The organism is Hyphococcus aureus (assembly GCF_042643165.1).
GTDB lineage: Bacteria > Pseudomonadota > Alphaproteobacteria > Caulobacterales > Parvularculaceae > Hyphococcus > Hyphococcus aureus.
In genome coordinates this window covers 588,618-601,230 of sequence record NZ_JBHRSH010000001.1, presented here as the reverse complement: position 1 = coordinate 601,230, position 12,613 = coordinate 588,618, and the positions used below count along the sequence as shown (strand labels likewise).

General features: G+C 54.0%; 11 protein-coding genes. 6 read left to right on the top strand and 5 right to left on the bottom strand.

Annotated elements, in window-relative coordinates; genetic code table 11:
• Positions 1-4: 4 nt before the first annotated feature.
• Positions 5-1,270 carry a Swt1 family HEPN domain-containing protein gene (locus tag ACFOOP_RS02760; protein WP_379879336.1) on the top strand — a complete coding sequence of 422 codons (1,266 nt, stop codon included), beginning with the start codon at positions 5-7 and terminating at the stop codon, positions 1,268-1,270.
• Positions 1,271-1,287: 17 nt separating this feature from the next.
• Here the strand turns inward: ACFOOP_RS02760 and ACFOOP_RS02755 are convergent, their stop codons facing one another.
• The 3 genes from ACFOOP_RS02755 to ACFOOP_RS02745 all read right to left on the bottom strand — a co-directional run bounded on the left by ACFOOP_RS02755 (position 1,288) and on the right by ACFOOP_RS02745 (position 4,856).
• Positions 1,288-2,379, bottom strand: a complete 1,092-nt coding sequence (locus ACFOOP_RS02755; RefSeq protein WP_379879335.1) for a UvrD-helicase domain-containing protein — start codon at positions 2,377-2,379, stop codon at positions 1,288-1,290.
• The gene (locus ACFOOP_RS02750; RefSeq protein ID WP_379879334.1) at positions 2,366-4,069 is read right to left on the bottom strand and encodes an ATP-dependent nuclease; all 1,704 of its coding nucleotides are present in this window, start codon (positions 4,067-4,069) and stop codon (positions 2,366-2,368) included. Before ACFOOP_RS02750 ends, ACFOOP_RS02755 begins: the two co-directional genes overlap by 14 nt.
• A 70-nt stretch (positions 4,070-4,139) precedes the next feature.
• Positions 4,140-4,856 carry a hypothetical protein gene (locus tag ACFOOP_RS02745; protein ID WP_379879333.1) on the bottom strand — a complete coding sequence of 239 codons (717 nt, stop codon included), beginning with the start codon at positions 4,854-4,856 and terminating at the stop codon, positions 4,140-4,142.
• A gap of 224 nt (positions 4,857-5,080) precedes the next feature.
• Here ACFOOP_RS02745 and ACFOOP_RS02740 point away from each other — a divergent pair, with 224 nt between their 5' ends.
• The 4 genes from ACFOOP_RS02740 to ACFOOP_RS02725 are packed head-to-tail and all read left to right on the top strand — an operon-like array spanning position 5,081 to position 7,891.
• Complete coding sequence (locus ACFOOP_RS02740; RefSeq protein ID WP_379879332.1) at positions 5,081-5,944, top strand: hypothetical protein; 864 nt, start codon at positions 5,081-5,083, stop codon at positions 5,942-5,944.
• A gap of 14 nt (positions 5,945-5,958) precedes the next feature.
• Positions 5,959-6,711, top strand: coding sequence for a hypothetical protein (locus ACFOOP_RS02735; RefSeq protein WP_379879331.1), 753 nt, complete (start codon positions 5,959-5,961; stop codon positions 6,709-6,711).
• 44 nt (positions 6,712-6,755) lie between these two features.
• Positions 6,756-7,322, top strand: a complete 567-nt coding sequence (locus ACFOOP_RS02730; RefSeq protein ID WP_379879330.1) for a hypothetical protein — start codon at positions 6,756-6,758, stop codon at positions 7,320-7,322.
• Between the two features lie 29 nt (positions 7,323-7,351).
• On the top strand, positions 7,352-7,891 hold the full coding sequence (locus ACFOOP_RS02725; RefSeq protein ID WP_379879329.1) for a protein-tyrosine phosphatase family protein: 540 nt from the start codon (positions 7,352-7,354) through the stop codon (positions 7,889-7,891).
• A 6-nt stretch (positions 7,892-7,897) separates the two neighbouring features.
• Here ACFOOP_RS02725 and ACFOOP_RS02720 read toward each other — a convergent pair whose 3' ends face one another.
• Positions 7,898-9,151: a Shedu immune nuclease family protein gene (locus ACFOOP_RS02720; RefSeq protein ID WP_379879328.1), complete on the bottom strand. Its 1,254-nt coding sequence runs from the start codon at positions 9,149-9,151 to the stop codon at positions 7,898-7,900.
• A 575-nt stretch (positions 9,152-9,726) separates the two neighbouring features.
• Between ACFOOP_RS02720 and ACFOOP_RS02715 the strand changes: the two genes are divergently transcribed.
• Complete coding sequence (locus ACFOOP_RS02715; RefSeq protein ID WP_379879327.1) at positions 9,727-11,451, top strand: ATP-binding cassette domain-containing protein; 1,725 nt, start codon at positions 9,727-9,729, stop codon at positions 11,449-11,451.
• 257 nt (positions 11,452-11,708) lie between these two features.
• Here ACFOOP_RS02715 and ACFOOP_RS02710 read toward each other — a convergent pair whose 3' ends face one another.
• Positions 11,709-12,587 carry a BrxR family helix-turn-helix transcriptional regulator gene (locus ACFOOP_RS02710; RefSeq protein ID WP_379879326.1) on the bottom strand — a complete coding sequence of 293 codons (879 nt, stop codon included), beginning with the start codon at positions 12,585-12,587 and terminating at the stop codon, positions 11,709-11,711.
• Between the last annotated feature and the right edge of the window lie 26 nt (positions 12,588-12,613).

Sequence of the window (12,613 nt, the reverse complement as noted above, 5' to 3'; positions counted from 1 at the left end):
GATAATGATGTCGCGCGAAGACCCATTTGCTAGGGCGCAACGTCTGGCTGAACTGGCCAACGGCCCACTCGAAAAGCTGCGGAAACACCAGGAGCTGCTCGAGCGCATGGCGGGCTATCCCTCGCCCGCCGTCGAGCGATTGCTTGCAAATCATGAGCGGATGGAGCGACTTCTTAGTTCAGCGCAGCCGGGTGTCGAATTTCTCCGCCGCTGGCAAGAAAACGATCCGCAACAATTCATCCGGCGCGAGTTGGAGCTGGCAAACAGCGCCTCCGCCTTGATTAGAGCCGCCGAAACCGCATTGGCGAAACCATCGCCAATCGAGGAGGCAGGCCGTCTCGCGAAACAGCTTGAAATCGCTACTGGAGCATCTGCGGCAGCTCGCTTCTTTGAGCAGAATTCTCTTGCGCGGATGGCTGAAACCATTGCGCGTCAGGTTGATCCTTTCAAAAATGCTATCGAACGCCATCAGCTTTGGGCTGACCGGCTGGAAGTCCAGATGCGCGGTGTGACGACTCCTTGGGTCAGGCCGGAGATCGCCGCGCTCTCCATTGAAGGATTTGCGGTCGTATCCCGGCTGAACACAGCCGTTCGATATAAAACTCCGTTCGACGAGGAGGCATCGGAAGTAATCGATGATGACCTCGGCGATCCGATCGTAATCGACGATGCCGCCGAGCCGGAAGCTAGGGACGCCGCGCACATTGAAGCGGGCATGCATCCCGGAATGCTTGCTTTCGCTCCTCCCGCGGTCGGCGAAATTCTGATTCAAACAGGGTTTAGCCTAAAAGCCGAATACGCGCCCCTACCTGCCACCACGGACGGCAGCGACCCTGGACTTTTGTTCCATCCTGGACACAACGCGTTGATGACTTCTGTTGAGCAACATCTGAGGAAGCTCATTTCCGTGACGATGTCTAATCAATATGGAGAAGACTGGATTGAAAAACGGGTTGACACAAAAATGGTCGCTGATTGGAAACAGCGCCGCGAGGAAGCAGTCGCTAAAGGCGAACCCCCACTGGAATTGCTGCAATACTCTTATTTGATGGACCTGAAAGACATCATCATTCGCCGGGATCACTGGCGGGACGTATTTAAGGCGGTGTTTGACAGCAAAGAGCATTTTTCGGTTTCGATGGAGCGGTTGCACCCCATTCGCTTGCCGCTGTCGCATGGCCGCCCCATCGGGACTGGACAGCAGTTTCATCTGGTTTCGGAGGCAAGCCGCATTCTTGGAGCGATGGGAATCGATGTCTTCAAAAAGTAATGAACCGTTGACCTCGCCTAATTGCCATTGACATCAAAGACAGGAAGCAATGCAGGGGCAAGGCGGTCGGGAACAACATAGGCCGCGCTCTGTCTGGCGCGCGTGACGGCAACATAGAGTTTCGCAAGTTCCTTGCCTGCGTCTTTGAGGTCGCCTGTCGCAAGATATTTTAGCAACGGGCCATGCGGAAAAATCAGAGTCCGCTCAAATGTCATGCCCTTGACGGCGCCGTAATTCATCGCATTTGCGGGCGCGTTCTTGGTCCGCCGGTCGTATTGTAACGGCTGGGGACTAAACCTCTCGCAATAAGCATCGACGTCGCTTTGCCTCACCGCAAAAACGCCGTCATGGCCGGTGACACTCTTGTTGAGGGATTCCGTATTCTTGAAATCCGGGTGGAACTTGTCTGCGAAATCGCAAATTTCCTGAACGCAGCGATGTGAATGCGCTTGGTGTTCGATCTGAAGTAGGCCGGCTTTTTCCCATTCTTCAAACTTTTTAACAATATTGACGCCGACATACGCCTTGTTTTTCGGGCTGTCATTGGTCGTATATGTCGCCTGCCGACAATCGCCAATCATCGTTATTCTTAGCCCAGATTTCAGAAGCATCTCGACAAGTTCCAGATCATAGCCGGACAAGTCTTGTGCTTCGTCGATATAAAGATGGTCAATGATGGCCCGATACCGATCAATCGGTAGGCCCTTAGTCTTGTCGACAAGCTCGCAGGCAAAATCTGTAACTTTGTCGAGTCGAAGTCGGTCCTGTTTGTCACCTGAAAAGAAATACTGCCCGACATTGGTCTTCTTCACTCCCCACGCGGTTCGTCCCCTTTGAAAATTTATCGTCGAAACGCGTTTTGGATGAAGATGCGCTTGGTAAGGTCTCACGAAATGCTGCAAAACGAACGTGTACCAGGTGCTTATTCGCACATGGGGAGGAATCGATTTGAACAGGTAGTAGGCTTTATCGGAAAGTTCGGCGCGCCCGTTGAGCGTGTAAGTAATGAGTTCCGATCTGCAATCCTGCGCTTTGCATGCTTCATCAACGATCGATGTTGTCTTTCCGGACCCTGCGGACGCCAGGATGACCCGGTTATCTGATGGCATGTTGAATGTATTCCGGGATTTCAAGCGGGTCGGCGTGTTCAAACAGTTTGAGGGCGACATCCGTCTTATTTGCTGTCATGTGCTCCTCCAACGCACCAGCGTCCGGAAATTCTTCGCCCAACATTGTATTCAGCTTTTGCAGCCCATTTGCTTTGATTAGCTGAGGTTCCAGCGTTCGCGCGTCATTATCACCGTCAATGCAGACTACAATGTTGTCGTTTCCGACATAGTCCTCGAAAAGAGCAGTTTTCCCAGCAGCGTCTCCGTCATTGTCCCGCACAACGCAAACGTCGAGATTGAGGCGTAAGGCGATATCCAGAAATCTCTTAAAGGAAGTTCCAACCGAAATGACTTCTACTCCGGCTTGAAGCGGAAGCACGCCGTGTTTTTGTTGAAAACCCTTTTGTACGACGAGTTCATCCGAGGGGCCTTCTACCAGTATTGTCCGAACCGCGAGCATCATTCTCAAAGTGTCATGCCCCGGGAGGCGTTTGAAATATGATTTCGTATCAGCCGGTAAATCGTCAAGCGTCACGCCGGTGGCGCCGTCGAACATAATGACATTATCGACGCCCAGTTTGTTTAGAACGAAGCTGCTATGCGTGCTCACAATGAGCTGCTTTCCTTCGCAAGAGTCCGAAAGGTGTTTAACAAGCCGTCCTAGATTTCCGTGAGAGAGATGGTTTTCGGGTTCTTCCATTAGGAATATGTCGCATCCGCCTGCGGCGGCCATTGCGAGCTTGATCTTGATCGAGTTCTGCTCCCCTTTGCCCACAAGCGTTAGCGGAATATCGTCAAGATGGGGGAGAACTCCCGTTTCCCAACTCGCTCTAGTCGTCGTATCCATTGCGACAGATAGGGTTTTGTCGGTCACAACGCCGGTTTGAGCTGCAAGACTTTCGTTAATTGCCTGAATTCGATCATCGCTTTGAAATTCATCGCGCATCGAGCGATATGACAGGGCGAGATGCACCTGTTCCGGCTTGCTCAAGTAGTTTCTGAGAGTTTCTACGACATACTTGTTCGCCGCATAGGTGTTTGAGATCGCGCTGGGATCAATTAGCGTGGACTTCATCGGCACAGCTTGCGGCGTTAGCGTCGGCCCCCAGGCGAAACTTCGCCATTCGATTTTGTAATACTCGACCGGGATGTCATTAAGCGCGTCAGCGTCTTCGACATAGGAGGCGTATTCCTCGGCGAAATTCTCCTCATCCAGTTTGATTTGCAGCGCGAGACCGTGTGCCTGGTCGTCCTGCTGTGAATTGTTCACGCCCCTGAAGTCGGCCACGTTAGGGGAGGCCGCAAAATAAAGCTCGATTTCGATCATCGGGGGAGGCGTCGGCGCTCCAGCCTTATGGGAAGCGATAAATTCTGCGACCGCAGGGCGGTTAAATAGAAAAGGGTGAAGTTCATATGCGGCGGGCCTCCTATTTAACTGACACCGCAGTGCGAGATTCATCGCCTCCAATATTGTGGATTTACCTGACTCATTGTCGCCGACGATGATGTTTGTTCCAGGTTTAAACCTAACATCGGTGTTTCTGAGGGCCCGGTAATTCTTGATGATTACACGCTCTATCGCCATCTCGAACTCCGTTTTCTCTTGGGTATGGGCGCTATTAAAGGTGCAGCGAGACCAGTCCTCAAGTAAACCCAAAAATCGGGCAAAAACCAGCGTCAGGAGGCCCATACTGCGTGCGCCGACACGGCGAAACGGCAGGATCGCTTGCCTCGGGAATGGTCATCCTCACGACCGCGGATCATGCGGCGTGTTGATCTTCATGCATCAATATATTTCGAGCAGTAGGGCCATCCCTGAACGCCGCACGGCTTTTTGACGAAATATTGAGATAACCGCTCATCGAATCCCATGAAGTCGGACGAATATCAAATTCCTCATAGATTGCGGCTGCAATGAAAACGCCGTTGCATACATAATCGCCAAGTTCAGTCCGCAACAAATGCTTGCGAGAAACATTCTCCGCCGTATGTTTCAGGTTATATGTTGTAAAATTCCGATTGAGCGTCTTACGCCGTTCGGCGTGCTGCAAAAATAAGAGCGCCAGTTCGAATTGATCGCAGAATGCGTCGTCATAAAATTCGGCGCGTGCGCGTGAAAATTCACTTGTGTATTTTGGACCGGCGCCACCATACCTGTCCGGTAGATGGTAACCGTGCGTCGTCAGCCGATCATTTAAGTCGAGCACGGATTTAAGCATGACGCGCACTGTTGCGCGTGAAAATTGCCTGCGATCCGCCACATATCCATGAAGTTCCGAGTAGGCGATGAAGTCATCTTCGCTCAACGCGCATGTTTGCCTGGATGAACTGACTGCGCTTAGTAGCGTCGAATAGGATTTGAAACCAAGTCCTCGCGCCATCGCCTCCATGCGCACAGAAGCTTTCAGACCGGGAAAAGCAGCGCGCAAATAGCGCTTATAGTTCGGGAGATCGGAGTTACGGAGACGCACCTTCATAGCCTTGCTCCTTATTTGCGTAAGCTGCCGGTCGCCATTTAAGCCGCAGCAATGCAAAACAAAGCTGGCTAAGGTGTTGGATAGAAAAGCAGAATGAAGCCGTTTAACTTGGCGACAGGTTTGGTGCTTCAAGCCATGTCTGATTGATTCCTAGGATTTGGCGACTATGTCAAGGCGATTCGCGAGCGGGTTAAATGAGGTTCTGCGCAGACCGGCGAGTATTCATGTTTGAGTTTGAAGAAATGGACGCCGTAAGGTTTGAGCCGGAAACGCTGGCGCAACTCCATCGCGTGCTTAAAGCGCATCCTGATTTGGCGAACGCAGTAGGCGGTCTTCATACTTTTTCGTTTGTCATCGACGCCAATAAAGTCTTTCGCGATCTCTTGGCGCGATATCGCGCCTGGGGAGATCAGACGCTCACCGAGAGTCTCATAGCCGCTGGTGTAATTGAGGCGCATTTTCCCGCCTTCGGCGTTCAAGAAATTGAATCTGACGCACTCGATCGATTTGCTAGAAAGCATGCGCCGGCGAAAGCTCTCAGAGAACAATGGGAGTGTTATCGATCCAGCCTGATCATGGACGAACGGTTTTGTTCTCCCGTCGAAAACCACCCGACAATCCGCGATCCAAAAGATGCGCCATATTACGATCTTATGGTGGCTGTAAACGCTATCGGCGTCTTAACAGAGGATAAGGACTTTGATGTCATCGGCTTGCGTAAGTTGAGTGGTCAAGCCCTGACGCCGGCGAAACAGTACGCCAGCGCCATGCAGGATATCCTCAGCATCCGTATTGGCGTGGCAGGCGCCGGTGCGATCTCGATTGCTGGCCTGGTCGAAGGCGTCGCGTTGCTCGCACGCAGTTGGTCCGCAGCACCGGATACGGTCAAGCTATTGATTTTTGCCGCAATTGCTTTCGCTGCGGTCCATTCGCCCACCCGTCAAGGGATCGTCGCCCAAACCCGGAAACTGCTTGAAATTCTGGCGCCCTTATCGGCATTCGCCGCCGAACAAATCGAGAAGGATCAAGCGCTCAAAGCGAGTGCCGAAAACTTGCGACTTGCCCTTGAAAATCGGCGGGACGGATAGGGATTGAAACGCGTATGGCGATGACTGAGGCCATTCAAAATGACATTGAGAAAACTCACAGAGAAGGAGGCACGTCTCTTTTTCTCCGGCATCTCGTGTTTCAGATAGTGGATGAAGCGGCGCGGGCGTTCTACAAGGACGACTACGCAATGAAGTGTCAACAAACTGCAGGCGCTGTGAAGAGCCTTCTTGACAGGCTCGAGATAGAATCAACGCTAATCGTCGGTGCGACATGCTTCGCCAAAGTGGGCCTCGATGGTGAACTTAAAGGCTGGACCGGATTTTTCGGCGACGAATATCATGTCTGGTTGCAGACTGAGTTTCACGAAATTGTCGATCTTTCGATCTCACAACTCTATCGCCATCCGCGTACGCGGATTTCTGAAGTGCCGGTTCCCGCTATCTGGTGGGACCAGCGAACTGGTTGCCCGCCCCTTTTTTCCTACCTAATTGATCATGCAATCGATCGCGTCGAATTCGATGACCCTGTTGAACAAGAAAAATACGAGACTTTTGTGAAGGCAGTTGAGGAGCGCTTCGATAAGACGCTCGCATGCGCCAGTACAAATGATGTGGGCTTCTCTAAGCTGCTGACGTGTCTCGATCAACTAAACCGGTGGACCGAAGAAAACAGGCCTTGGCCGACGGGCGCGCTTAAAATCCTGGATCTTCCAGACCACCTTCCGGCTTGGATGAGAGATCGGCAAACGGAGATCGAACGGGCCCTAAATGCCGGCAAAGCCCCCAAGAGCCGCCTGTTAACGTGAACGAGATTGGGGAAATGACGAGGTTAGTTTCCCAGAATCGCCTCATGGCTTTGAATATGACAAACCAGCTCAATCTGAAGATCGGTCTCACTGAAGAAGAAGGCGCGGTGTTGGCGGAGGTCAAACTGGACCCGCGGGCGGTCAAACACGGGGAGCCTGCTCGTCAGAACGGCGCAAAAGTGGCGGACTTGGCCGAGATGCTTCTGGCGCGGGGCGCCATTCCGGAAATTCGATACGCAGTTTTCGCTGATGATGAGTGCGCCATCGGCCGCGGCCCCTCTCCGCTGACGATTTTTCGCCGTAAAAACTCGTCAAGGAGAGACGTGCTGGAGCACCCGCATTTTCTAAAATGGCTCCGATATTTCATATTTGGTCCCAATCTGCCGCCGACCTTTCTTGCTGCGTTTCACGCCAAAATCGAGGAGCTCGGAGACATTACGTCCGGTGATTATGAAACATTGCGGCACTTCATTCGCCCACTCGTAAAACGATTTGATCTGATAAAGTCTGAAACGGATGAAGTTTTCAAAGCGGCCCTTGAATTTGGTCTAGAACTTGACCTCGCGGACACGCTAAGGCGAGAGGCGCGAAAGGTCGCCAAAGACTATTAGGCCCAAACGGCTTTGATTTCGAGCGGACTATGATCGAAGTATATGAACGCATTTATGTGGCAGGCGACAACGCATGCCCAACTTCAGGAGCGGGTGGGGGCTTCGAGCCTCATGGCCGAGAATTACTAGCGCAACATCGCGATAATTGGGGCATCGTTCACGCCTGCAAATCGCCCTGTCACCAAGGCGCCGTCGGATACAAGGGGAATCTCGACAGTTCCCACCCGAGTTATCTTGTCCTTCAATCCGGGAACAATCTTTATCTCAATATGATCGATCCGCCGGTTCCGATGTTCAAGCCCGCGCTGTTTACTGAAGCCATGCGGTTCGCAATGGAAAATTGGAATACAGGAAGGGCCGTGCTCTTTCATTGCAACCAGGGTCTATCTCGGGCGCCGAGCCTTGCGCTCCTTTTTCTCGCGAAAGTGCGGCGCGTCATCAGCGATGAATCTTTTGACGCGGCAAGGCGGGATTTTGAAAGGCTTTATGAATTTTATGCGCCGGGGAAAGGGATTGCGACTTATCTCACGGAAAACTGGAATGATATCGGCGTTGGAGACAGCGATTAAGAAGGCCTATCCTATTTCCGCCTTTCTGTCGGTGAGCGAAGCTATCGTATTGTTCAGGCGGCGCAAGAGATCATCGTAAGTGAGGATGTCCATCATATTGGCGTATTTGCGCTTGATGACTTCCAGATCGAACATTTGATCCGGCGTCAAGGCCTCGCTGTGCTTTGTGGAGCGGTCCCGCCCCAGAATAATGATCGCTTTCGGATTAGTGATGCGAAGCTGCAATCCTTTTGGCAATTTTTTTGCTTGCCTTTTGGTCAGATGACGCTCGCCCTCGACGCCCCATTTCGACAAATGGAACAGGTATTTCTCCGCCTGCATGATGCTGCCGGATAATTCCCGGGTCGGCAAATTATTGTCGCGATAGCGTGTTTTCGCTAACACGGAATTGTCGAATGGTTTCTTTATCTCGATGACATCGATATTGCCGCCGGCGTCGACCAGGCAAAGATCGATAAACCGCTTTTTTATTTTGTCAGGCGATGAATAAAAATCCGATATCTGAACGTTCTGCAGCACAGCGACATATTTGGGAAGCAGCAACAGGATCACTTTCGTAATCATCTCTTGCCAATCCCGTTCGGAATAGGCTTCCGCCTTCTTTAGCCAGGCCGAAATTGTATCACGTAGATAGACATATTTGTCGATTTCCGCCTGCAAGAGCGATTCCTGCCGGAGCGGTTTCTTGCTGACCGACGATTTTCGCTTGCTGAGATAGGCTTCATACTTCTCCCGCGCATCACTCATCCCATCGAAGAATTCGCCGACGATCGCTTCTACGCGCGCGGCTGCATAACGATTGAGTTCGCCAGTATTAGGAAACCGGCCGAGCAATTCCCGGAAGGCGTCCAGCGGGATCGCGCCGTCGCGGTCGCCGCCAACGATGATATCGCCTCCATTTCGTTTTACCTTCGCGATGCGTTTGAAGATGCCGATATTGCGCTCGGCAACGAAAAGCTTGCGTTCGAGGGGTATTCCTTTGTCGGCGATCAGAACGTCAGCTTCCATATCCAGAATGCGTCCTGCGATACGGAAATATCCTTCTTTTCGTTTGGCGAAGCGAAACCGGAATACACCGCCTTCCAAGTCACCGAATTCGTCTTCCTTCGGCCTGGAAATGAGATCGCTGTCTCTAAAGGTGAAGGCGCGGCTTATCCTCACCTGATGATGTGTTTTCAGCTCCCGCAAAACCCACCACGCGTCGTTTTCGGGCGTATAGTCGAGGGCGACATCGGTTTGTTGTATGTCGAATTCAATCATCGCCCGTTCCAGTCATCCCCAATCTAAAAACCAAACAGCGTTACGTCCCATCCGACGCTGCTTTGGTCGGCGGCGCAATCAAAGTGATGTCATCAATATTCTACTTTTACGCTAGGGTTGCGAAGTTCCATAACGCTGTCTTCAATCCTGCACCTTTGTAATACATACTAAGACCTCGTTGAGGTAGGCTTCGATAATACTCAACTCTACCTCAAGGATCCGCAGGTCTGGCGGAATTTTATTCACAATCCGGAATGCCTTGTCCAAGGTCGCGTTGCGGGATGTCTTTCTTGATTTCGAAGAATTCTTATGAGGAGGTACGTTTTTCGCGCGCCGCATTGAGCTTTTATCTCCTGAATTCTTATCTGTTATAACCAACACCCATAGCTATCTCTCGATATTTGAATGGCGTCAGCAAAATGATGCCGCTACCAGTTAGGTAATCATGAGGCCGACCTCGACTGTGGTCTGGTCTCACTACCCCTGCGGACCACCGGTCGAATCTGGAAGCGTGCTGGGAAATGTTATTTGATACTTGACGCGCAGCAGCCCGGGGAGGCGGAAATAGCGATCGTGTGACGAGCTTTGGAGTGATCCGGCGTCTTGTCGCGATGATCGGCCGGCCGTCGCTAAGCGCGCGCCGGGATGCAGCCTCAGCGATCGCCATCGAACTCGCAAATGTTGCACTCGGCGTGTCGGCGCCCGTGCTCTTGAAGCTCGCGGTGGACGCGCTGACCGCCGGAACCGGGCCACTCGGCCTGATCGTGCTTTACGTCGCGGGATTCGTCATCGCCTGGACCGCAACCAATGCAATGACAGCGCTGAAATATACTTTCACCATAAGGATCATTGACAAGCTTGCGCGCCGCATCGCGCTCGATACTGTGCGGGCGCAGCTTCCGACCCTTGCCCGAAAGCGTGAGGGCGACAGCGCGCGCCTTCAGGGAGTTCTGGAGCGGCTGCCCTTCAGCCTTCAGATCGTGATCGACGGCCTCTTGTGGCGCATGGCGCCGCTCATCGCCCAAACCTTGATCAGCCTCGCCATCGTCGGCGCACTCGCGCCGCCCTCCTATGTTGCGATGATGGGCGCCGCGCTCGGCCTCTATATCATCGCAACGGGGCATGGCGCGGGCCGCTTTCAGGAGGCCGCGCGCACCGCCCATGAAGCGGCCGCCTGCCAGGCGCAAACGGTCGGCGACATTCTCAGAAACGCGCGGCGGGTCGTCTTCAACGGCAATCTCGCAGCAGAGCGCGATAGGATCGACGAGGCGCTCGTCGCGCGGCGCGCCGCAAACGAGGCCGTGTCGCAGCTCATCGCGGCGACAGCGACGTTCCAATCAGCCGTCCTCGCTGCGGGCTTGAGCGTGCTGCTCATTCTCGGCACCGCCGATGTTTCCGCCGGACGGCTCACCGTTGGCGATTTCGTCCTTCTCCAAGCTTATGCGTTTCGCCTGGCGTTGCCGCTCGGCGGTTTCGGTTACGTCATACGTCAGGCCGGCGTCTCCATCGCCAATATCAGCGAGGCGCTCGAACTCGGTGGCGGCATTCCCGACAAGCATCTACTCCCTGCGTCAGAGCGTGCAGGTCCTGCGGCGATAGAGCTCGACGACATCGGATTCCGGTACGGCGAAGAATGGGTGCTGCGCGATGCGTCCGCGTACATTGCGCCGGGCGCCTTCGTCGTAATGGTCGGGCCGAACGGCTCGGGCAAATCGACCCTCGCGCAGATCATCGCGGGGATTATCGCTCCGGAGGAGGGCGCCGTTTCGATCGATGGCCGGCCGTTGCGCGAAATTGAGCCGGATGAACGCCATTGGCTCGTGCTCTACGCACCGCAAAGCATCGGTCTCTTCAACCGCACCCTTCGCGAAAACGCGCTCTATCCGCCGACTCAGGTCGCCGAGGCCGAACTTGCCTCCTTGTTGGACGAGTGGCGCTTTTACGAATCCGGCCGGCCCATCGATCTTGACCTCGCCGTCGGCGAACAAGGGGCGCGTCTCTCTGGGGGCCAGATGCAGAAGCTGGAACTGGCAAGGCTTGCTGGCGTTTCGGCGCCCGTTGTTATTCTGGATGAAACAACCTCGGCGCTCGATCGGACAAGCGAAGCGCGTGCGATACGTACGTTAAAGGAGCGCTATCGAGACCGCACGACACTTATTCTCATTACGCACAGAGTTGCGCTGGCGCCGGAGGCGGACGTCGTGTTGTTTCTGGAAAATGGCGGGCTTGAAGCGGGGCGGCATGAGACGCTGCTGCGGGAGTGTCCGGGATATGAAAGGTTTTGCAGCTTGGGTGCTTGAGCGGTCCGACGGCGCGTTTTCGGCGTCGGAAGGTTCCCGCGTCTGGACCACCCTCAGCGCCAGAAATTAGACGTCCGCCTGTAACCGGGAGGGGCCGAGACGTGAACGTGAGAAGAGCGAATGCGGCTACGGCGACAAATTGTTAATATCGACGTGGGGCCGGATGGCGGCAATGCGCGCAAAAGCGGACGTTGCGAACGGCTCACTGAGCCCCGGCAAGCAAACGAACACGATTTCGAAGGCCGTTGGCAAGAAAGTCACGTCACGCTGCCGGAAAGCGCTGCGTCATAGTCTTTCCGGTTCTTGACGATCAGTGGCGTTTCTTTCGGGCGGTCGTGTTTTGCGCTGACATCGAGGCGCATGCGCTTATCGAAATAATAGAGCAGAGCTCTCCGGACTCGCACCGTGCAGCTTCCGTCCTTCATGCCGTAATCGATTTCGATAGTGCGTTGTTGCGCCACGCCAAGCGCGGGGTTGGGTGCCAAGATGACGTCGAAGAAACAGTTCCAATCGGCGTCCTCTCGATTGATCGGGTGCGAGTCGCCGACCTTACCGATGCGCAGGCAGCGCGAGATGATGAAGTCCTTAAATCGCTCTTCGAGGTGACAATAGGCCCGCGCATGCCATCTGAGCCCGTCCGACGCGATTGCATGCGGCGTGATCGTACGCCAGAGAGGTTCCGGGCGCGCATCGTTCATCGACTGGTACTCGACCATGATCGACTGCTGGGTCCGGATCGCCTGGAGGATCTTCCTGAGCTTGCTGGCGGAAACGGTCCGCGCCGGAATCGGCAGGACATCGCAATCAGGCAGGCTCCCGATCATCGTCTCCTCTTCGGAGATGACGTCTTCGGTGATGGCGCGGAGTTGAGCGAGGTAGCGGCCGGGGTTCGGCTTATGGAACAGCGGCTTGAAGCCCTTAGCCGCGTAATAGCGCTTGTCGCTGGCGTCGTAAAAGAGGTTGTCCGGCGCAAGATCCCGGTATTTGTTTATGTCGATCGACGCTTGCTGCAGCGATACGGAAAACTTTCTGCGGATGTCGATGCGCCGAATGGTTCCCTCCCAAAAGAGACGAAACTCAATAAATTCAAGGCGTTGCTCGATGCTCCAACGTCCTGCAGGTTTGGCTTCGGTCATGGCGCGCCTCTCATACATCAGGTTAC

What these genes read in the sequence shown, in the direction of transcription:
- ACFOOP_RS02760 (WP_379879336.1), top strand. Translation starts at nt 5, where the DNA reads ATGATGTCGCGCGAAGACCCATTTGCTAGGGCGCAACGTCTGGCTGAA.
- ACFOOP_RS02755 (WP_379879335.1), bottom strand. Translation starts at nt 2,379, where the DNA reads ATGCCATCAGATAACCGGGTCATCCTGGCGTCCGCAGGGTCCGGAAAG.
- ACFOOP_RS02750 (WP_379879334.1), bottom strand. Translation starts at nt 4,069, where the DNA reads ATGGGCCTCCTGACGCTGGTTTTTGCCCGATTTTTGGGTTTACTTGAG.
- ACFOOP_RS02745 (WP_379879333.1), bottom strand. Translation starts at nt 4,856, where the DNA reads ATGAAGGTGCGTCTCCGTAACTCCGATCTCCCGAACTATAAGCGCTAT.
- ACFOOP_RS02740 (WP_379879332.1), top strand. Translation starts at nt 5,081, where the DNA reads ATGTTTGAGTTTGAAGAAATGGACGCCGTAAGGTTTGAGCCGGAAACG.
- ACFOOP_RS02735 (WP_379879331.1), top strand. Translation starts at nt 5,959, where the DNA reads ATGGCGATGACTGAGGCCATTCAAAATGACATTGAGAAAACTCACAGA.
- ACFOOP_RS02730 (WP_379879330.1), top strand. Translation starts at nt 6,756, where the DNA reads ATGGCTTTGAATATGACAAACCAGCTCAATCTGAAGATCGGTCTCACT.
- ACFOOP_RS02725 (WP_379879329.1), top strand. Translation starts at nt 7,352, where the DNA reads ATGATCGAAGTATATGAACGCATTTATGTGGCAGGCGACAACGCATGC.
- ACFOOP_RS02720 (WP_379879328.1), bottom strand. Translation starts at nt 9,151, where the DNA reads ATGATTGAATTCGACATACAACAAACCGATGTCGCCCTCGACTATACG.
- ACFOOP_RS02710 (WP_379879326.1), bottom strand. Translation starts at nt 12,587, where the DNA reads ATGACCGAAGCCAAACCTGCAGGACGTTGGAGCATCGAGCAACGCCTT.